This is a genomic window from Hymenobacter segetis (assembly GCF_038448715.1).
GTDB lineage: Bacteria > Bacteroidota > Bacteroidia > Cytophagales > Hymenobacteraceae > Hymenobacter > Hymenobacter segetis.
The window spans coordinates 1-21024 of the sequence record NZ_JBCEVZ010000076.1 but is presented as its reverse complement, the minus strand read 5'-3'; the positions used below and the strand labels follow the sequence as shown (position 1 = coordinate 21024).

At 62.5% G+C, this 21024-nt stretch carries 12 protein-coding genes and 1 tRNA gene; 4 read left to right on the top strand and 9 right to left on the bottom strand.

Annotated elements, in window-relative coordinates:
• Positions 1-3232 (bottom strand): DUF7948 domain-containing protein (locus AAFH49_RS19935; protein ID WP_483225413.1); only part of this gene is annotated, 3232 nt, incomplete at its 3' end.
• Positions 3233-3389: 157 nt separating this feature from the next.
• On the opposite strand from AAFH49_RS19935, the gene AAFH49_RS19930 reads away from it, so the two are divergent.
• On the top strand, positions 3390-4481 hold the full coding sequence (locus AAFH49_RS19930; protein WP_342300943.1) for a DUF5700 domain-containing putative Zn-dependent protease: 1092 nt from the start codon (positions 3390-3392) through the stop codon (positions 4479-4481).
• Here the strand turns inward: AAFH49_RS19930 and truA are convergent.
• The 3 genes from truA to AAFH49_RS19915 form a co-directional block, all read right to left on the bottom strand.
• Positions 4465-5238: a tRNA pseudouridine(38-40) synthase TruA gene (truA, locus tag AAFH49_RS19925; protein ID WP_342300942.1), complete on the bottom strand. Its 774-nt coding sequence runs from the start codon at positions 5236-5238 to the stop codon at positions 4465-4467. The genes AAFH49_RS19930 and truA overlap by 17 nt on opposite strands.
• 102 nt (positions 5239-5340) lie before the next feature.
• Positions 5341-6786: a T9SS type A sorting domain-containing protein gene (locus AAFH49_RS19920; protein WP_342300941.1), complete on the bottom strand. Its 1446-nt coding sequence runs from the start codon at positions 6784-6786 to the stop codon at positions 5341-5343.
• 202 nt (positions 6787-6988) lie between these two features.
• Positions 6989-8194 carry a thiolase family protein gene (locus tag AAFH49_RS19915; protein ID WP_342300940.1) on the bottom strand — a complete coding sequence of 402 codons (1206 nt, stop codon included), beginning with the start codon at positions 8192-8194 and terminating at the stop codon, positions 6989-6991.
• 90 nt (positions 8195-8284) lie between these two features.
• Between AAFH49_RS19915 and AAFH49_RS19910 the strand changes: the two genes are divergently transcribed.
• A complete protein-coding gene (locus tag AAFH49_RS19910; RefSeq protein WP_342300939.1) occupies positions 8285-8758 on the top strand; it encodes a DUF4293 family protein in 474 nt (157 codons plus the stop codon).
• Between the two features lie 76 nt (positions 8759-8834).
• On the opposite strand, the gene AAFH49_RS19905 is transcribed toward AAFH49_RS19910, so the two are convergent.
• The 5 genes from AAFH49_RS19905 to AAFH49_RS19885 all read right to left on the bottom strand — a co-directional run bounded on the left by AAFH49_RS19905 (position 8835) and on the right by AAFH49_RS19885 (position 15201).
• Complete coding sequence (locus tag AAFH49_RS19905) at positions 8835-9851, bottom strand: proline and serine-rich protein 1 family protein (RefSeq protein ID WP_342300938.1); 1017 nt, start codon at positions 9849-9851, stop codon at positions 8835-8837.
• A gap of 232 nt (positions 9852-10083) precedes the next feature.
• Complete coding sequence (locus AAFH49_RS19900) at positions 10084-12006, bottom strand: CHU_0125 family OmpA-like outer membrane integrity protein (protein ID WP_342300937.1); 1923 nt, start codon at positions 12004-12006, stop codon at positions 10084-10086.
• Positions 12007-12108: 102 nt separating this feature from the next.
• The gene (locus AAFH49_RS19895; RefSeq protein ID WP_342300936.1) at positions 12109-12621 is read right to left on the bottom strand and encodes a hypothetical protein; all 513 of its coding nucleotides are present in this window, start codon (positions 12619-12621) and stop codon (positions 12109-12111) included.
• 144 nt (positions 12622-12765) lie between these two features.
• Positions 12766-13617, bottom strand: a complete 852-nt coding sequence (locus AAFH49_RS19890) for a (Fe-S)-binding protein (protein WP_168671782.1) — start codon at positions 13615-13617, stop codon at positions 12766-12768.
• A 183-nt stretch (positions 13618-13800) separates the two neighbouring features.
• A complete protein-coding gene (locus tag AAFH49_RS19885) occupies positions 13801-15201 on the bottom strand; it encodes a 4Fe-4S dicluster domain-containing protein (RefSeq protein ID WP_342300935.1) in 1401 nt (466 codons plus the stop codon).
• A gap of 172 nt (positions 15202-15373) precedes the next feature.
• On the opposite strand from AAFH49_RS19885, the gene AAFH49_RS19880 reads away from it, so the two are divergent.
• A tRNA-Phe gene (locus tag AAFH49_RS19880) sits at positions 15374-15446 on the top strand.
• Between the two features lie 305 nt (positions 15447-15751).
• Positions 15752-20245 (top strand): beta strand repeat-containing protein, encoded by a 4494-nt coding sequence (locus AAFH49_RS19875; RefSeq protein ID WP_342300934.1) that lies wholly within the window; start codon positions 15752-15754, stop codon positions 20243-20245.
• Positions 20246-21024: the final 779 nt, after the last annotated feature.

Sequence of the window (21024 nt, the reverse complement as noted above, 5' to 3'; positions counted from 1 at the left end):
CGCTGGTGTTCACGGTGATGGTGCGCCGGGCCCGGCCGGGGCAGGCCGGCGAGGTGCCGGGCGGCCCGGTGTACGTCAGCGCTTGCGCCCCCGTGAGCAGGGGAGTGGGGGTAAAAAAGAACCCGCCGGCCACCGAGCCCGTCACCCCCTGGCCACTCCAGGAGCCGCCCAGGGGCAGGCCGCCCCGCAGCCGCAGGGGCGGGGCCGAAAGGCAAACAGCAGTATCGGGCGGGGCCGAGCCATCGGGGCCGGGCGGCAGCACGGTCACGCGCAGGGTGTCGGTCACGGGCTCGCAGTCGGCGTCGCCCTGCACGGTATACACGAGGTGGTGCGGCCCGCCCAGCAGCGCCGCCGTGGGCGTAAACAAGAAGTTGCCGATGGAACCCGACACGCCCGGCCCCGTCCAGATGCCGCCCAGCGGCGTACCATTCAACTGCAGCGATGGGTCGTTGAGGCACACTTCGCGCGGGGCCATGGGCTCTATTTGCGGTAATTCCTTCACCGTCATCACCAGGGTGGCCACCACCGGGCACTGCCCGCCCGATACTTCGTAGGCCACCACATAAGTGCCCTTGCCCGCCAGGCGCGGGTCAAAAAAGGCCGTGCCCGGCACCACGCCGCGCCCTATCCAGGTGCCGCCGGCCGGTGTGCCCCTGAGGGGTACCGGGGCCACCGGCACCCCCGGTCGCAGGCAAAAAAACTGGTTCGGAGCCGAGGCCGTGGCCCGGCCCTGCGGCCGCACGGTGATGGTGCGGGTGCTGGTGCCCGCGCAGCCGTTGGCCGCAGCGGGGCTCACGTAGGTGAGCACGTTGGGGCCCACGCGCAGGGCATCGGGGGCGAAGAGGAAGCCCGTGGCCACGCTGCCCGACACGCCCGGCCCCGTCCAGGTGCCGCCGGCCGGCGAGCCGCCCAGCGCCATCGGCTTAGCCAGGGCGCAGACCGACACCGTATCGGCCCCCGCCGGCGAGGCATTGGCCAGCAGGGCAAACTTGAACGCGGCATTGTTGCAGTGGGGTGAGCCATTGGCCGCCGCGTAAGTGAAGGCCCCCGGCGGAATGGGTAGGCCGCCGCGACTGCCCTGGTCGCAGGCGCACACGGCCTGGTAGAGGCTGCCCTGGGCATCGAAGCGCGAAGTGCCGCCGTCCACGTGGTCATCGGCCGAGGTGCCGAAGAAGGTGGCATAGTCCAGCACCCGCGCCTCGTCGGAGAGCTGCATCAGGTAGAAATCCTGGCCGTCGGTGGCGGTTTGCAGGGCGTTGGGCGTGGTAGGCAGGCCAGTGGTCGAGCCGTTGTTGGGGTCGAGCCCGCCGCCCCAGCCCGCCAGCAGAATGCGCCCGTAGCAGTCCACCCCAAACGCCGTGGGGGAAATATCAGTAGTAGCCCGCCCGGTCCCAAACACCGTCGCAAACGTGGCCGAGCGCAGGTCGCCGGCCAGTTGCTGAATAAACTGCTGGCCGTGTGCCGCGTGGTAGCGGGTGGTGTCGACACCGGGCCAGGCCGGGGCCAGCGTCTGCCCCAGCACGTACACCCGCCCGCCCGGCCCCTGCCGCACAAAAAAGGCCTGGTCGTAGGCACTGGTGCCCAGGTAGGTGCTTTGCTGAAGCGCCCCGCCAGCAGTGAGGCGCGCCACGAATCCATCCACCCCGCCGCCGGGAGCGGCCCGGTAGCCGCCCGTGGCCCCGGCCAGCGCGGGGCTGGTGGTGCCGCCGGCCACCAGCAGCCCGCCGCCCACGTCCTCCCGCTGGAGGGAGTAAGCAGCATCGGCCCCGGTGCCGCCCAGCAACGTGGTCCACCGCACGCGGCTCAGGCTGGAATCGAGGCTGGTGACCAAGCCATCGGAACTGCCGCCCCGGTAGCTGCCGGCCACCAGGCCGGGGAAATCGGCGGAGCCCGTCACGCTGGCCACGTACACGTTGCCCTGCGGGTCGAGGGCCAGGTCGCCCCGGAAGGCATCGCCGTAGTTGTGGCGCAGCCGGGGCGCAGCGGCGGTGGGGTCGAGCAAACCATCAGTCCCCGTGCCACCCAGGTAGGTGCTGGCCCGCAGCCGCCCGCCGGTGGCACTCAGGCGCGTCAGCACCAGGTCGGAGCCGCCGCTGAGCACGAAAGGCGAGTTGCCCCCGAACGGAGAAACGGCCGGGCCGCCCCGCAGCGCATGGCTCAGGGCGGTGGTTGTGGTGGGAAAATCAGTAGAAGCCGTGGTGCCGAGCAGCAGCAGCTCGTTGCGGTCGTTCACCAGCAGGCTGTGGGGAAATTCGAGGTTGTTGCCACCCAGGTAGGTGGCCCAGGCCCGGGCGCTGGGGCCGGTGGCGCTGGTCGTGAATTTCATGATGGCAATATCCGTGCTGCCGGCAAAGGCCGTCTGGTAGGCCCCGGTCGTGACCGGGTAGCCGGCCTCAAACACCACGCCCGCCGTGTAGAGGTTGCCCGCCGCGTCGTGCGTGGCCGCAAAGCCCCAGTTTTCCACCGGCGAGCCCGTGTAGCTGGCAAACTGCACGGCCGGGTCAATCACCAGCGGCCGGCCCGTATCATACTTTCCCAACTTAAAACTCACTACCTCGCCGCGCAACACGAAGGCGCAGGCCACCGGCTGCCGCGCGCCCGTGGTCGGGTCCGTTTGCCAAGCCTCGGGCCGAAAATCGGTCAGCACACCAGACGAGGTTTGCACCCGCAGCTGGCCGGTGGCGGGGTCGAGGCGCAGGCTCTCGGCCCCCCGGTAGCGCCACTGGGCCTGGGCGGGGTCGGCTCCGGGGCTCAGCAGCAGGTCGTATTCAAACTGCTGGGCGGGGCTTTCTTTTAATACGAGGTCGATGCCGGACCAGAGCTGGCGGTAGCGTAGTTGCCGCCAGGCGCGCACGTCGGTGGCCCAGTCGGTGGCGGTGCCACGCAGGTAGTGGTGTCGGCCGGGCGCTTCGGTTTCGGCTTCGGGGGCGAGGGTGGCAGCGGGGCTGGGCTGCACAAACTCCAGGCGCAGGCCGTGGGCGGGGAACTGGCCATTGGCGCGGTCAGCTTTCATGGGACCGTGGCCCGGCAGCCCGGCGGTGAGGGCGTAGGTCAGCCCAGTTTTCTCCACGAAGAGGCGGGCCCCAGGGGCCACTTGTGCGGCGTAGCGGGCGTGGGCATCCCACTGACCCCGGTTTTCAATGAATTCAATGGTACGGGCCGCTTCCTGCGCCCGGGCGGGACGCGAAAGCAAAGCAGCCAGCACCAGCAACAGAGTAGCTGTTGGGCGCATAAGTAAATAGTGGAAAGGAAGGCCAACGACGGCCTGCTACTACCCGCAAAAACAGTGCCTTGCCCGCAGCGCCGCTCAAGTTAAGTCGCGCCGGCCGAAGGCGAAAAATATCCCGGCCATTTCACCATCTTTGCCCGGTTCCACATTTCATCTACCCATGAAAACACTGTTCCGAATGCTGCTGGCCTGCGCCGGCCTGCTCCTGACTGCCGGCTCCGGCCGCGCCCAGACCATCAACACCGACGCCGTGACCCGGTACTGGGAAATCACCGACGGCCTCCGGCAAAACCGCCCCCTCACCGACCAGATGTGGCAGGCGTTCCTAGAAGTCCCAGGCAATAAAATTTACGTGCGCGGCATCTACTCGGCCGCCGATTTGGTGCGCTACCGCCGGGCCATCGAAGTGGTATATATGCCCCGCTACGACTCGCTTCGCCAAGCCAAGCTGCAGGCCAAATCGTGGTTCTACATGATGGTGAACGACTACAAGGAGCGCGAGCCCGAGTACCGCAACTACGTGGCCAGCCTCACCAAAAATGCCACCGCCCTCGACCGGATGTACCAGTACGCCTACCCGCAGCTGCCCCCGGCGGCCCACAAGCGGCTGGCCAATCTGAACATCTACTACGAAGCCCTGGGCAACGACGCCACCTCACAGCAGGAAGGCATGTTTTACAGCCTGCGGGCCGTGCTCGATGCCAATGAGGTGAAGCGTGGTCTGATGGAAGGCCACGAAATGTACCACCAGCTCCAGCCTGAACGCAACTTCGGCACCATCGCGCCCGAGGATGAGGGCCTACTAGAAATCATGGCCAGCATGCAACACGAAGGCATTGCCGACCAGATTGACAAGCCCCTGACCATGGCCCTGCCCGGCGACCCGCGCGGCATCCGCGACTGGGCCATCACGCCCGCCCCCAGGTTCATTCACCGCATGGATTCGACGCTGCAAGCGCGGGCGCGGGGCGGCGCCCCGGCTTCGGGCCGCTGGTACCGGCAGCTGTCCGACGGCTCCAACGGGCATTTGCCGGGCTTCTTCATGTCGTCGGCCATCGTGCGCAACGGCTACAGCAAGCAGATGATTGCGCAGTCCGACAACCCCTTCGCTTTCGTGTACCTCTACCAGAAAGCGGCCAAAAAGGACAAATCCGCGCTGCCGCGCTTCTCCGACGCCGCCATCCGCTACCTCAAAACGCTGGACCGCCAATACGCCCGGCCCCGGCCCGTCCCGGCTACGGCTGCGCGCTGATTTCCGCGTCCGGCACCAGGCCCGGCGCGTATTCCACCCGGCTCAGGAAAAGCCCTTTGGCCGGGGCGGCGCTGCCGGCATCCACCCGCTTCTGGGACCATAGCAGCTGCTGGAACTGGCGGGGCGTAATCTTGCCCCGGCCCACGTCGAGCAGCGTGCCCACCACCAGCCGCACCATGCCCCGCACAAAGCGGTTGGCCCGGATGCGAAACCGCCAGCCGCCCGGCTCCGGGTGCCAGCCGGCCTCGGTGCAGTAGCAGATGTAGTGGCTTTCGGCCCCCTTCACTTTCGAAAACGTGGTGAAATCGAACTGCCCCACCAGGTAGCTGGCCGCCTCGTTCATGGCCGCCACGTCGAGCGGGCGGTCGATGTACAGGGCCTGGTCGCGCCGGAAGGGGTCAGGCTCGGTCACCACGAAGTAGTCGTAAGTGCGGCGCTCGGCATCGAAACGGGCGTTGGCCGAGTCGGGCACGGCGTGCAGGCGCAGCGCGCCGATGTCGGCGGGCAGGGCGCGGCGCAGGCGGTAGAGTAGCAGGGCTTCGTCCATGCCGGCGGGCAGGTCGGCCTCGAAGTGGGCCACCTGGTGGCTGGCGTGCACGCCCGTATCGGTGCGGCCGCTGCCCTGGCTGCTGATGGGCTGCCGCAGCACCTGGCTCAGGCAGCGGTTCACCTCGGCCTGCACGGTGATGGAGTGGAGCTGAACTTGCCAGCCGTGGTAGGCCGTGCCATCGTAGGCGAGGTGGAGGAAATAGCGCATGAGGCGCAAAAGTACGGCCTCAATAACGCGAACCACTGGTTCATGCTACTGAGGCCGTACTCACCGCCGCGAACCGCCGGTTCGCGCTACTGAATCAGATGACTACTCCACCACTACGCGGCGGGCCAGGGCCTCGCCGCCGGCCCGCAGGCGCAGGGTGTAGATGCCCGGGGCCAGCCCGCTGGTTGCTACCGTAAAGCTGCCCGCGCCCACGGCCGGGCGACGCACTACCTGGCCCAGGGTGTTCAGCAATTCGGCGCTGGTGGGAGCGAGGCCGGCCGGGAGCTGCACCGTGAAGGCCTCGTGGGCGGGGTTGGGGGCGAGGGTGAGGTCGGCGGCGGTGGGGCGGGTGGTAGCCAGCGGATTGTAGGTGCCGGTGTTCAGCAGCACGCCAACGTTGTTGGTGATGTTGGCAAAAAGGCCCGTTACGATGTCCAGCCGGCCGTCGCCGTTCAGGTCGCCCAGGGCTACATCGGCCGGCGTGGTATTTGGGCCGATGGGAAAGACCACGGCGGTCGCGAAAGTGCCGCCGGCCATTCCCGGCAAAACGCTCACCGTGCCCGCGCCATTGGCCGTGACAATATCCAGCCGCCCGTCACCGGTTACATCGCCCAGAACTACCCCCATGGGCGTATTGCCGTTCGTGGCATAGGCACTTGCGGAGCCAAACCCGCCGCTGGCCTGCCCCAGCAATACAATGGTCGAGGCTCTATTGGGGTCGACGAAAACAATGTCCAACCGGCCATCGCCGTTCAGGTCGCCCAGCGCTACGTCATTTGCGCCACCACTGGCACCAGACCCGAAGGGATAAGTCGTAATCGGGGCAAAAGTGCCGCCGGCCTGCCCGAGCAGCACACCGGCCGCATTATTCTTCCCCGTGACGATATCCAGCCGCCCGTCGCCGTTCACATCGCCCAGCGCGACGCCGGCCGACCCGCCCGTTCCGGTTGCGTAGGCGCTCGCCGGGGCAACCCCCCCACTGGTTTGTGCCAGTAGCACGGCGATTTCATTGTCAAAAGAATTGCATGTGACAATGTCCGGGCGCCCATCGCCGTTCACATCGCCCAAAGCCACTTGAACCGGCAGTTTATTAGCGCCGACCGAATAGAGGCTGACCGGGGCAAATACCCCCGTAGCCTGTCCCAGCAGTACTCCCGCCGAATAGGTCCGCTGGTTGGCCGCAACGGCATCCAGCCGCCCATCGCCGTTCAAATCGGCCAGGGCAATGCTGTTTGGTACGCTGCCGGAGCCGGTGGAGTATTCGAAGCCGGGCGAGGCAAAGTTCCCGCCCGCCAGCCCGGGCAGCACCGCCACCCCGTTGCCCGCGTAGTTGGATGCCACCACGTCGAGCCGCCCGTCACCGGTCACATCGCCCAGCACGACCCCAGAGAGGGCACCGCCCGAACCGGCCGAAGCCGAACCGGCCGAATAAAAGCTCACCGGCGAGAAGCTCTGGCCCCAGGTGGCCGGTGCTGCCGCGCCCAGGGCCAGCAGCAGCGCCCCGCGCCGGGCATAATTGTTCAATAAAGGAGTCGAAGCGTGTTTCATAAATGAGGAAAGGAAAAGGACAACCCGCGCCAGTAGTAGCCGGGCCGCCCCAAGGTACGGGCGCGGCGCGAAAAACAGCGAAAGTGTTGGCATATAAATAAGTAGGGGCGGGGCTTGTCCCCGCCCGCCGTGCGCGCCGTTCTCACGGCCGTGCAACGACGGGCGGGGACAATCCCCGCCCCTACAATGTTTCTGCTTGGCCTTACAGCTTCTCGTAAATAACAGCCGCGCCCTGGCCCACGCCCACGCACATCACGGCCAGGCCGTAGCGCATGCCCTCGCCGCGGCGGTGCATCTCGTGCAGCAGCGTGGCGGTGATGCGCGCGCCCGAACTGCCCAGCGGGTGGCCCATGGCAATGCTGCCGCCGTTCACGTTCACCTTGGCCATGTCCAGGCCCAGCTCGCGCACGCAGGCAATGCTCTGGGCGGCGAAGGCTTCGTTGAGCTCAATCAAATCGATATCGGCCAGCGTGAGGCCGGCGCGCTGCAACACCTTCTGCGTCGCCGGAATTGGGCCGAGGCCCATTACCGAAGGGTCGACCCCGGCCACGGCCGAGGCCACTACCCGCGCCAGGGGCTTCAGGTTGTAGCGTTTCAGGGCATCTTCGCTCACCATGAGCACGGCCGCCGCGCCGTCGTTGATGCCGGCGGAGTTGCCTGCCGTCACCGTTCCGCCCTCGGGCTGGAAGGCAGGCCGCAGCGTCGCCAGTTTCTCCAGGGGCGAGAAGCGGGGCTGCTCGTCGGCATCAAACAACGCCGTGTCGCCCTTGGGGCTGGGAATAAACACGGGCACGATTTCCTTGCGGAACCGGCCTTTCTCCAACGCCCGCGCATACTTGCGCTGGCTCTCGAAGGCAAACTGGTCCTGCTCTTCGCGGGTCACGTTGTACTGCTTGGCTACGTTCTCGGCCGTCTGGCCCATGGCGTAGGGGTAGTGCAGCTTGCTTAGCTTGGGGTTGATGAAGCGCCAGCCCAGCGTGGTGTCGTGGGCCGTGAGCTCGCGCCCGAAAGCCGATTCCGACTTGGCCATCACAAACGGGGCGCGGGTCATGCTCTCGGCTCCACCGGCCAGGTACACGTCGCCCTCGCCGCACTTAATGGCGCGGGCCGCGTCCATGATGCTCTGCAAGCCCGAGGCGCAGAGGCGGTTCACGGTATTGCCGGGCACGGTGACGGGCAGGCCGGCCAGCAGCGCGGCCATGCGGGCCACGTTGCGGTTGTCTTCCCCGGCCTGGTTGGCGGCTCCGATGATAACATCTTCGATGGCGGCCTTATCAACCGAAGGGTTGCGGCGCATGAGCTCGCGGAGCACGTGGGCGGCAAGGTCGTCGGGGCGAACGCTGCTGAGCGCACCCCCAAATTTTCCAATCGGGGTGCGCACGGCATCCACGATATAAGCAGTTGGCATTCGTAAGGTAATAATGGCGGCGCAAGCGCCGGATGGGATTAAATTTGCGGCCCGGGCAACGGCCCGGACCTGTTCTACACTACAACAAAGATGATACAAAGAATCCAAAGCGTGTTTTTGCTCCTGTTGGCCCTGGCCATGCTAAGCCTGCTGGCGCTGCCCCTGTGGCATAAAGTCGACGGCCTCACCAATCAGGAATTAACCCTCACCGCCTTCGGCTTCGATGCCAAGGGCCTCACTGTGCCGGCCGGCATCGGCCCGGTCTGGCTTATTGCCGCGCTGGCCACCGCCTCGGCCGCCGTGGCGATTTTCGAGATTTTCCAGTTTCGCACCCGCATGAAGCAGCTCATGCTCGGCTCTATAAACCTGCTCCTCATCACCGCCACCCTCGGGGCCGAGTTCTACTTCCAGACCAAAGGCGAGCAGCTGCTCAACATCAAGCTCGAAGGCCAGGTGCTCATCGCCTTCTACCTGCCCACGCTGGCCCTGCTGCTCAACCTGCTGGCCAACCGCTTCATCCGCCGCGACGAGCAGCTGGTACGTAGCGCCGACCGCCTCCGCTAAGACTTTGTCTGCATAGAAAAGGGCCGCTGTCATCACGACAGCGGCCCTTTTTGTGTTTTATTTATTTTCGGCTCATTCAGTGCTGAGCGGCGCTGTTCACGGCTGCTTCCACCGTCTTGGCCGCGCTTTCCGTCTCGAATACATCATATACCCGGTCAAAATTCTCCGGGTCGCTGACGTGGGAATAGGCAAATGTGGCCAAATCAATCCGGCAGGCCTCAGAATTGATGGTGCGCAGGAGGCGGCTCAACTCATCGGCCCGCAGGCTGCGCTGGGCCAGGCCGTCCTTGGCGGCGTTCAGTTTGCTGGCTTCGGCAATGCGGCCCTGCACGGTTTTTACCAGCGCATCTACGTCTTGCGGGGCGAGGGTACGGTAGCTGCTCGTGGCCGTGCTAGGATAATTGCCGGGCGTGGGGCCATTGTTATAGCCGCCGCCGTTGGGGTTGTTGCCATAACCGCCGCTCGGTGAGTTTGGGTTATTTCCGTAGCCACCGCCATTGCTGGGATAGTTCGGGTTGTTGCCATAGCCACCGCTCGGAGTATTCGGAGTGCCATAGCCGGGGCCAGCGCTGGGGGCAGGGGCACTGTTGTAGCCGCCGTTGCCATAGCCGGAGTTGCCGCCGTTGTATGGGTCGTTACCGTAGCTGCCTTGGTTGCCGTAGCCACCGCTCTGGCCGTAGGGCACGGGGCTGTTATAACGGCCGCCGCCGTTGTAGTAGCTATTGCCACCGTAGCCGGGTGCGTACAGCGCCACCGCATTCACCTGCTGCAAATACAGCGGTCGGCCGGGCCGCGTCACCAGCACAAATGTGGTTTCAAGGCCGGGCTCCAGCCACACACGGCTGCGGAAGCGCAGGGCCCCGCCATACGCCGTGGGCACGCTGAAATCGGCCCAGTGCTGGCCGGGCATCAGCTGGTCCACATGCACCTGCCGGGCCATGCCCCGCGTCAGCGGCCGCCCATCAAGCACCAGCCCAAACGGCACCCCGCGCTCCGACGAAAAATTAACGTTGGCCGGCATTGGCGGATATGCCAGCGCAGGAGCCACGGCGGCAAACAAACCCGCCAATGCCAGAAGTAGAGCCTTTTTCATTGCAGTAAAGAAGAAATAACCGACCAGGAAATCCGGCCGCTGCTGGGCTATTTCCAAAACCTGTGCCACGTTTATAAATGGTAGGGTGCGGGGCTTGCCCCCGCCCGTCGTTGAGCAGTTCGTTATTGAATCGTTCAACGACGGGCGGGGGCAAGCCCCGCACCCTACCACAGCAAAAAGCCCCCGCAACGTTAGCTGCGGGGGCTTCTCAATGCTAAGTAGAATGCTCAGGCTACTTCGCTATCCGGGTCACTTTGAACTCGGTGCGGCGGTTGCGCTGGTACTCTTCTTCCGTCGTCGGCTTCAGGACGATGGGGCGGGTTTCGCCGTAGCCCTTGGCCGTGATGCGCGATTTGGAAATGCCTTTGCTCACGATGTAGTCAACGGCGGCCTGGGCGCGCTGCTGCGAAAGCTTCAGGTTATAAGCGTCCTTGCCGCGCTGGTCGGTGTGCGAGCTCAGCTCGATGGAGATTTTGGGGTTGTCCACCAGCGTCTGCACCAGCGTATCGAGGCGGATGGCAGCATCCGGCCGGATGTTGAACTTGTTGTAGTCGTAGAGAATGTCTTTGACTTCAATCGCCTTGGCCAGGATAATTTTGTTCAGCGTCAGGGTCACCGGCAGTTGAACATCGTTGGTCAGGTTGGGCAGAGCATCCTGGCTGGGCTTGCGGCCTACGGTGCTCAGCGTAGCACGCGAGGAGAAGTCGCCAGCGCGCTCGGCCAGCAGGTTGTAGCTGGTCACGGAGTCCAGCTTCAGGCTGAATTTGCCATCCGGGCCGCTGGTAGCGGTCTGGCGCTGGCCGTTGGCGTTGGTCACCGTAACGGTGGCACCGGCTACGGGTAGCGTGGTTTTGGCTTTGTCGTCGTGCTCCAGTACGGTACCATCAGCATAGAAGGTCACCAGCTTGAGCGGCTTCTTCTTGAACATGTACTCGTCGTCCGAACCCTTGCCACCGGCGCGGTTCGAGCTGAACAAGCCCGTGTTGTCAGCCATCGGCACCGGGGCGAAGTCGTCGGCGGTGCTGTTCACGTCGGCACCCAAGTTCACGGGCTGGCCGTTTTTCACCATGAAGAGGTCGAGCTTGCCCAGGCCAGGACGTCCGTCCGAAGCGAAGTACAGCGTGCCATCCGGCGCAACGCCGGGGAAGTTGTCGTTGCCAGCCGTGTTGATGCTTTCGCCGAGGTTTTCAGCCGGCGAGAAGCGGCCGTTCGGGCCGAGCGTAGCTTTGTACAGGTCGTTACCGCCCTGACCGCCTTTGCGGCTCGACGCGAAATACAGCGTAGTGCCGTCCGGCGCGAAAGCCGGGGAGAAGTCATCGGCCGTGCGGTCGTTGATGTTCGCCAGAACCGGCTCGCTCCAGGCACCAGCCTTGAGGTACGAAATCCAGAGGTCAACGCTCAGGTAGCCTTTTTTGCTGCCGTCGTTCGAGCGGGCAAACACCATCGTTTTGCCGTCGGGCGTGTAGGTGGCGCTGGCTTCGTGCTTGTTCTCGGAGTTGAAAGGGCCTTCGAGCTTGCGCACCGTACCGCCGGTCATGGCCGCAGCGTTGTCAAACTTGATGGCGTAGAGGTGGTTGAAGTTCTCGCCATTGCCGAGGTACTTCTTGCCATCACGGCCGGAGGCAAACACGAAGTCGCCGGTACCGGCCATCATCGTGCCGCCAAAATCGGAGCTGGCCGAGTTCAGCGCGTCCACGGGCATCACGTCGTACTTGTTTTTGATAGCGGCCACGGCCTTGCTGGCGGCGGCATTCTTGCTCTCGACGTCGGCGCGGGCCGCCAGGGCGCGGTTACCGCCGCTGCTGGCGTAGCTCGCAAACTGCGCCGCGGCCTCGTCGTACTTCCCGTTGGCTTTCAGGGCCTCGGCGTAGCGGAAGCCGGCGTCGGCATTTTTCACCCCACCATCCAGTGCGGCTTTGTAGAAAGGCTCGCTTTCCTCAATCCGGTTCGAGAGGCGGTAGGCCTCGCCGATGCGGAAGTTGGAGATGGCGGCACCCTTGCCTTTGGCCACATCGGCCTTGTACAAGGGGATAGCCAGCTCATACTGGCCACGGGCGAACTGCTTGTCGCCCTTGCTCATAGCACCGCTAGTGGCACAGCCGCTCAGTAGCGCGACAGAGCCAGCCGCAGTGCAGACGAATAATAGTTTCCTCATAGGTGAAGTGGGGTGGTGGTGTGGGGAGGGAGAGGGGAGGAATCAGGAATATTCCCGATTAGGCATTTTTGGGTTAGCAATAATACTACGTTTAAACAGGATTCACGTAAGCAGCCCGTTTTTTTCTTCCTGTCCGAAGTAGCGAACCAGCCAGGTTTGGCTGGCTGGACGGGGCCAGTGGGTATCCAATTCACCCTTAGTCGCTAGCGTATTATCGAAATAAAACGTGTCCGGGCCTATCGTTCCGGCGGCTATGGCGGCCTTTAGTTCGCCGCGCTTCAGCAACTGCACCGTGCCGGCCTGCAAAAACGCCAGGCGGGATTTTTCCAGCAGCTCCACGCCCAGCTGCTGCTCCAGCTGGGCCACAAAACGCACCGAGGCATCAATAGAGCAGCCGCTTGCGCCGGCCACGCCCTCATCCAAGCCAATCACCAAAAATTGTTGGTGCAGAAACTCGGCCGAGGCCAGCAGGGTGCGGCCGTGGCTGGTCCATTCCTCCGCGAAGCGGGCCAGGCTGGGCATCACGCCCACTATCTCCGGCCCGCTGAGCGGGCGGCTGGCCTGGTAAATCCACACCCGCGCCTCGGGCGGGAGCTGGTCAAACGCAACGTACATAAGGAGTAGTTTAAAGCAGTAAGTACGATTGGGCGGTTCCCCAAAAACGAGCAGCCCAGTCCTCCAAAGGTATGGGGGTAAACGAAGTCAAGCACATTTTCTTGCCTCCGCTTACCCCCAGCACTGAATTCGCACCCTTAAAATCTAGGCATTAATGCCCTCGGCTGAAGCCACCAGCTCGGCCAGGTCAAATACCTGCACCTTGCTTTCCTGCTCCTTGTTCTTCACGCCGTCGCTCATCATCGTCATGCAGAAGGGGCAGGACACGGCGATGATGCTGCCCTGCAAGTCGTGGGCACCGGGGGCGCTGGTTTCGGTTTCCACGCCGCCCAGGTTGGCCAGTGCCTCGGCCTTGCCGGCCAGCGTAGCCAGGGCTTCCTCGGTGCGCTCGATGTTGATTTCCTTCTTGCCCGGCTCGGCTTCTTTCCACATCTGGGCCCCGCCCGCGCCGCAGCACAGGCCGTTGGCGCGGCTGCGCTTCATCTCCACCAGGTCGGCATCGAGGGCGGCCAGCACGTCGCGCGGGGCTTCGTAGATATTGTTGGCCCGGCCCAGGTAGCACGAGTCGTGGAAGGTGATGCGGCGGCCTTTGAAGCTCTCGCCCCCGGTCACACCCACTTTACCCTCATTGATAAGCTGCTGCAAGTAGGTGCTGTGGTGAATCACCTCGTAGTCGCCACCCAGCGCGGGGTACTCATTCTTAATCGTGTTGAAGCAATGCGGGCAGGCCGTCACGATTTTCTTGATGCCGTAGCCGTTCAGCGTCGTGATGTTCTGCATGGCCTGCATCTGAAACAGGAATTCGTTGCCGGCCCGCTTGGCGGGGTCGCCGGTGCAGCTTTCTTCCAGGCCCAGCACGGCATACTTGGTGCCCACATGCTCCAGAATCCGTACAAAAGCACGGGTCACGCGCTTGTACCGGTCATCAAACGCACCAGCGCAGCCCACCCAGAACAGGATTTCGGGCGACTCGTTGCGGGCCGCCAAATCGGCCATGACGGGAACGTTGATTTGCTTTTTGGTGGGAGCTTCTGGGGTCATAGTAGGGAATGCTTGAAGAAGAACGTCATGCTGAGCGAAGCCGAAGCATCTCTCCCGCACAATCATTTCATTCGATTGGATTAGTTACACGGTAGAGATGCTTCGACTACGCTCAGCATGACCGTACTTTTCTGTGATTTAAGCTACCGTAGCCGGAGCTTTCTCCGCCGCAAACAAATCATCGGCCCAGTTGAACCGGTCCGACGGTGAGAAAGCCCACGGCGCACCGTTGTTCTCAATATTCGAGAACATCACGTTCAGCGAGTTCGGCGCAGCCGATTCTTCCAGCACCAGGAAGCGGCGCATCTCAATGATGCTTTCCAGCGGGTTGATGTTTACCGGGCAGCTTTCCACGCAGGCGTTGCAAGTAGTGCAGGCCCATAGTTCCTCGGGCGTCACTTTGCCGCGTAGCAGCGTCGCCTCCATCATATCCGTGATGGGCTCGTGCTTGGCTTCTTCGCCGTACACATTGGGGCGGAAGATGAGGGGCGAATTATACTTCTCCTCCATCCGGTCGCGCGTGTCCATGATGATTTTGCGCGGCGAAAGCAGCTTGCCCGTCAGGTTGGCCGGGCACACCGAGGTGCAGCGGCCACACTCGGTGCAGGAGTACGCGTTCAGCAGGTTGGTCCACGGCAGGTCGTCCACATCCTTGGCTCCGAAAGGCGTAGGGGCCAGCGCCGAGCCATCGGGCGCGGTAGGGGTGGGGGGCACCACGAAGCTGGGGTCCATCATCGCCTTCACCTCGTTGGTAATGCTTTCCACGTTCGAAAACTGTCCCTGTGGCACCAGTCGCGAGTACCACACGTTCGGAAACGCCATGATGATGTGGAAGTGCTTCGAGCTGGGCAGGTAGTTCAGGAACAACAGGATGCCCGTGATGTGAATCCACCAGCCCAACCGCTCCAATACGTGCAGCGTGCCTTCATTACTCGGCAGCAGGCCCACCAGCAGGTTGCTAATAGGAAAAGTGCCGGGTAGGTCCTGGCCTTCCATCTGGTGCAGCTTCAAATCGGCCGTGTTCATGAAGAACAAGGCCACCATCAGCGCTACCTCTATATAAAGGATGATGTTCGCGTCCATCTTCGGCCACAGCCGCAGCTCCGGCCCCGTGAAGCGCTTGAGCGGCGGGTTGCTGTTGCGCCGCCACCAGAATGCGGCCACCGCCACAATCACCAGCGCCGCCAGGATTTCGTTGGTCGCCATCAGCACATCGTACACCGGGCCCAGGAACTTCAGCGCCCGATGAAAGCCGAAAATGTTGCCAAACAGCCCATCCACCACAATCTCAATCACCTCAATGTTGATGACCAGAAAGCCCACGTACACCACCAGATGCAGCAGTGCCGGCGTCATGCGCTTGAACATTTTCTGCTGCCCAAAGGCCACCAGCAGCGTTTTCTGAAACCGCTCAGCCACGTTGCCACTCATGTCGCGCTCGCGCCCGACCAGAATGTTGGCCCGAATTTTCCGGACCTGCCACGTGAAAAAGCCAAAAGCCGCTACCAGGAGCAGTAGAAAGAGGATGGATTGCAACATGCAGTAAAGGTAAGCAGATGGAAACGTTTGGGGCCGCAATATACTCGGCATGCCTACTACTTTTCAAAAACTACACACTTATTCACACTTTTTTTGCCCGGGTTCTTGCGTCATTACATTGCTTTCGTACCTTTGCGGTCCCCTAAGCAACCTAAAGACGCTGCGGGGAGACGGCAACATAGCTCAGTTGGTAGAGCACAGCACTGAAAATGCTGGTGTCGTTGGTTCGATTCCAACTGTTGCCACAAAAAAGGCCCTCCGCAATTTGCGGAGGGCCTTTTTGCTTTTTCCGCCTGGGTGTTTGATAAGACTTGGTCATCTGAAAAGAATAGTTGTGAAGAAAGGATGAGCGCTCCATCTTTGCGTAGCTGTATCTAAGATAGTTACTACATTGTCGTTAAATCGGCATCTTGTGCAGCTTCCACTGCATTGCGGCGATACTTAATAGCTTATCATTCTCTTCCCAACTTTTCCCCCATTTCATTTACGCATGACAACACAAATACTTTCTGCTCCTAGGCTTCGGCGCTGGGCGCTGCTACTAGCAGGTATGCTAGGAACCGCGGCTGCCCACGGCCAAAGCGTTGGCTACGCGACCGGTAACGCCAGCACCAACGCAGGTACCTACACCGACCTTGGCACTACTGGCACGGCCATCAGCACGGCTAACACGGATGATGCCAACTCGACAGCTCAGAATATTGGGTTTACGTTCACCTTCAACGGCACGGCTTTTACGCAGTTCGTGCTGAATACCAACGGGCTGCTGCGCCTAGGGTCTAACCCTCCCTCGTCGGCCGCCGCCTGCTCCCCGTACGGGCAGGCACCTGATACCGGCCCCATCAACAGCACCAACGCGGCCGACGTAAATCTGCTGCTGCCTTTCAATTTTGACTTGACGGCTGGCACCAGCACTCCGGAATACCGGGTGGCCACCACGGGCACGGCGCCCAACCGCGTGTGCACCGTGCAGTGGAAAAACATGTCCGACAAGGCGGTCGCAACGTCGTCGAGCGACGCCACTTCGCTGCCAACGCAGTACACGAACCTCTCATTTCAAGTAAAGCTCTACGAGGGCACCAACCTCATCGAGTACGTGTATGCGGCCCCCACGGTGGGCGCAACCAGCGCTTTGAAGTACGCGGTGGTGGGCCTCAAGGGCTCGGGCAACGCCTCGGGGCAAACCGTACTGGCCTCAAAGACGTCTTCCAGCGCTTGGAGCACGACCACCTTCGGCACCGGTGCGCAACTGGACGTTCTCTCGGCCAACGCCAACAATTTTCGTTCAACTTTCCCGCCGGATGCTGGACGCACTTACCGCTTTAGCTCTGGTGCAGTAGTTGCGCCGGCCAACGATGACTGCGCCGGCGCCATTACCCTGACGCCCGCTGCCACCTGTACCGCCACGACCGGAACCACGGTTGGGGCCACGCAGTCGCTGGCTCCTATTGTGTGCGCCACCTACACGGGCAATTCCGACGATGACGTGTGGTACAAATTTGTGGCCACTGCTACCTCGCACACCGTCACGGTGGTTGGCAACGGCACCTTTGATGCCGTAGTGGACGTGCGCAGCGGCACCTGCGCCAGCAGCACCAATATTGGTTGCGCCGATGCCACGACCTCCGGTACCGAAACCACCACGCTGACGGGCCTCACCGTAGGCAGCACCTACTTCGTGCGGGTATATACTTACGATACCGCTACCGGCACTTTCACCATTTGCGTAACTGGTGGAAGCGGCGGCGGTACTACCTGCGCGGGTGTTACCAACGCGGCGGTGGCCAACACGGGCTCGACGGCGACGGCGGCTTCGGCAAGCATCTCCTTTACGACGGTGACTGGGGCCACCAACTACACCATAACCGTGACGCCGACCAGCGGCTCGGGCACGCCTTTGACAGGAACCGTAACGACCAGCCCGGTCAGCGTAAGCAGCCTGGCGTTTAACACGCCCTACACGGTAAGCATCGTGACGAACTGCGCCAACGGTGGTACTTCGAGTCCGGTGACGGTGACCTTCACCTCGGCCGCGGCATCTCCGCTACCAGCCAATGACGACTGCACCGGGGCCATTACCCTGACGCCCGCTGCCACCTGCACACCCACGAACGGCACGACGGCCGGGGCCTCACAGTCGCTGGCTCCTATTGTGTGCGCCACCTATACGGGCAATTCCGACGATGACGTGTGGTACAAATTTGTGGCCACTGCTACCTCGCACACCGTCACGGTGGTTGGCAACGGCACCTTTGATGCCGTAGTAGATGTGCGCAGCGGCACCTGCGCCAGCAGCACCAATATTGGTTGCGCCGACGCCACGGCTGCTGGCGGTACCGAAACCGCCACGCTGACCGGCCTCACCGTGGGCAGTACGTATTTCGTGCGCGTCTATACTTACGACAACGGTACAACGGGCACCTTCACTGTCTGCGTGACGGGAGCCGGTACTGCACCCACCTGCGCGGCCGTAACCAACGCCGCTGTAGTTGCCGCCGGCGGCACTGCCACGACTGCAAACGCAACGCTAACCTTCACCGCCGCTACGGGCGCAACCAACTATACGCTGACCCTGGCTCCTACGAGCGGCGGAACTCCCACCACGGGTACCTTAACGGGTAGCCCCGTAAGCCTGACCGGCCTGACGCCTAACACCTCTTATACGGTAACGATTACGACCAACTGCTCCAACGGCGGCACGTCGAGCACCGTGACCGTAGTATTCACGTCGGGCCCTGCGGTTGCTCCGCCCGCCAACGACGACCCAACCGGTGCTATTGCTTTAACGGTAAGTGCCACCTGCACGCCAACCAATGGCACCAACGTTGGCGCTACCACTACTACCGCTAGTGGCTACACCAACCCCGGTACTTGCGGTGTTGCAACGGCCCCGAAGGATGTGTGGTATTCTTTCACCACGCTGGCTGGCCAATCGGCCGCCACCGTAACGGTAACGGGTGCACCGGCCGGTTTGGTGCGCGTGTTCTCGGCTGCCAGCAACGCTGGTCCCTTCACGCAGGTATCCTGCGCAGCGGGCACTACCAACAACACGGTAGCTGGTCCAGTAAGTCTGACCGGTCTCACGGCCAATACAACTTACTATGTAGCCGTATCGGGCTATGGCTCCGGCGATACGCAGGGAAGCTTCACCATCTGCGTAACGGGTACCGGCAGTGTGCCCTGCCCGGCTGTAACTGGCCTGACGGCTGGTACCATCACGACCACGGGTGCGACCCTGACCTTCACCCCCGCCACCGGTGCCACCAGCTACACCGTAACCTACACCGCCGCTGGCGGCACTGCCCAAACCCAGACGTCCACCGGCTCGCCGGTAACCCTGACGGGCCTCACGCCCGCCACAGCTTACACCGTGAGCATCGTGACGAGCTGTGGCGCGGGTCAGACTTCGACTGCTGCCACGACCACCTTCACCACCCTGTCGCCCTGCAACGCCCCGACTGCCTTGACGGCGGGCAGCATCACGACCACGGGCGCTACGCTGACGTTCACGGCTCCGGCTGCCGGGGCTACGGGCTACACCGTGACCTACACCGCCGCTGGCGGCACCGCTCAGACCCAGACGGCCACCGGCTCGCCGGTCGTGCTCACGGGCCTGACTTCGGGGGTTGCCTACACGGTAAGCGTCGTGACGAACTGCGGTGCCGGCCAGACTTCGGCCGCTACCACCACCACCTTCACCACGCTGTCGCCCTGCACGGCTGTGACCAGCTTGGCCACAAGCAACGTGACCACCAACAGCGCCACGCTCACCTTCACGGGGGCCAGCGCCGGTACCAGCTACACCGTGACCTACACCGCCGCTGGTGGCACTGCCCAGACCCAGACCGCTACCGGCTCGCCGGTGACCCTAGCCAACCTCACGCCCGGCACGGTTTACACCGTGAGCGTGGTAACGAACTGCGGCAGCAGCCAGGTTTCGCCGTCGGCTAGCACGACCTTCACCACTTTGACCGCTTGCACGGCCCCGACCGCTCTGACGGCGGGCAGCATCACCACCACCGGTGCTACCCTCACCTTCACTGCTCCAGCCTCCGGGGCTACCGGCTACACCGTGACCTACACGGCTGCCGGTGGCACCGCCCAAACCCAGGCCGCTACTGGCTCGCCAGTCGTGCTCACCGGCCTGACGGCTGGCACTACTTATACGGTAAGCATCGTGACGAGCTGCGGCGGTGGCCAGACCTCTGCCGCCACTACTACCACCTTCACCACCCTGACGCCCTGCACGGCTGTAACAGCCCTAACGGCTGGCAGCATCACGGCTAATGGTGCTACCCTCACCTTCACGGGTGCCAGCGCTGGCACTAGCTACACCGTAACCTACACCGCCGCTGGCGGCACCGCTCAAACCCAGACCGCTACCGGCTCGCCGGTAACCCTGACGGGCCTGTTGTCCGGCAAGCAGTATTCGGTAAGCATCGTGACGAACTGCGGTACGGGCCAGACCTCGCCTGCAGCCACCACTACCTTCACCACCCTGGCTCCCGCCCCGACCAATGCAACTGCCAGCAGCGTAACCGCTACAGGTGCCAGCATCAACTTCACGGCTGCTACGGGCGCTACCAACTACACCGTAACCTACACGGCCGCCGGTGGCTCACCGGTTACCGTCACGGCTACCAGCTCACCGGTCGTGCTCACAGGCCTCACCGGCATCACTACCTATACGGTAACCATCGTAGCCAACTATCCAGGCGGCGGCGTTTCAAGCCCAACCACGGTGACCTTCACCACGCTGCAGGGCCTGAGCGTACGTGCCAAAATAGCTGGCGGTGAAATGGCGGTGTATCCCAACCCTGCCCACCAAGCCTTCACCATAAGCCTGCCGGCAATAAGCACCGCCCGCACCGCTCAACTGGAGCTGGTAAATGCCCTGGGCCAGACCATGAGCCGCCAGACCATCAGCCTCACGGCCGGTGGTACCCGTATCCCGGTCGATGCCACAGGCCTTGCTACCGGCGTTTATTCGGTTCAGGTTCGTGTTGGTAACGAAACCGCCATCACCCGACTGGTTATCGAATAAGTTAGCCAGAAACACAAAAGAGCCCTGCCAGCATGCTGGCAGGGCTCTTTTGTGTTTCTGGCTAACTTATTCTCCAATCATAAAGCACGAATAACCATAAAGGGCTACCAAAAATATTGCTCCTTTCTAATCTGTTTTCTGCCTATCTCTTGTCTATTCAAAAAATACCCGTACTTTTGCACTCCCAAATCGAACGGAGGCGGGCACTGAGAGCTGCGAAAAAGAAATTTCTCCCCAGTCTTGGTTCTTCAAAAAAGCCCCGTACCTTTGCACCCCGCCAGAATCAACCGGATTCACGGCCTCGAAAACAAGCTTAACGACTGCAACGAAAGTTGAGAATTAAGTTTGTAAATCGAAAAAGTTTCTTACCTTTGCACCCCGAATCGCACTAACCGAGTGCTACTCGCCGCAAGCCAAGCGAATTGAAATAAAAGTTTTCTCTTTTGCTTGTCGGTTAAAAACTTCTTCTTACCTTTGCACTCCCAATCGCAAGAAGGGGAAACGAAGAAAGAAAAACAGGCTGCTAACAGCCACACTGCTACACCAACTGGGTGTAGTACACGTTCTTTGAATGTTTGGAAAAGACAAATAGTAAGGGCTTTCAACAGCGATGTTGGAAGTAAAAATTACAAGCGTAACACGAATACATAGAACTCGTCAATACGAGTCGGATTCGCACTCGACATCAGCCACGGTTCGCCGTGGTGTAGAACATTTTACAATGGAGAGTTTGATCTTGGCTCAGGATGAACGCTAGCGGCAGGCCTAATACATGCAAG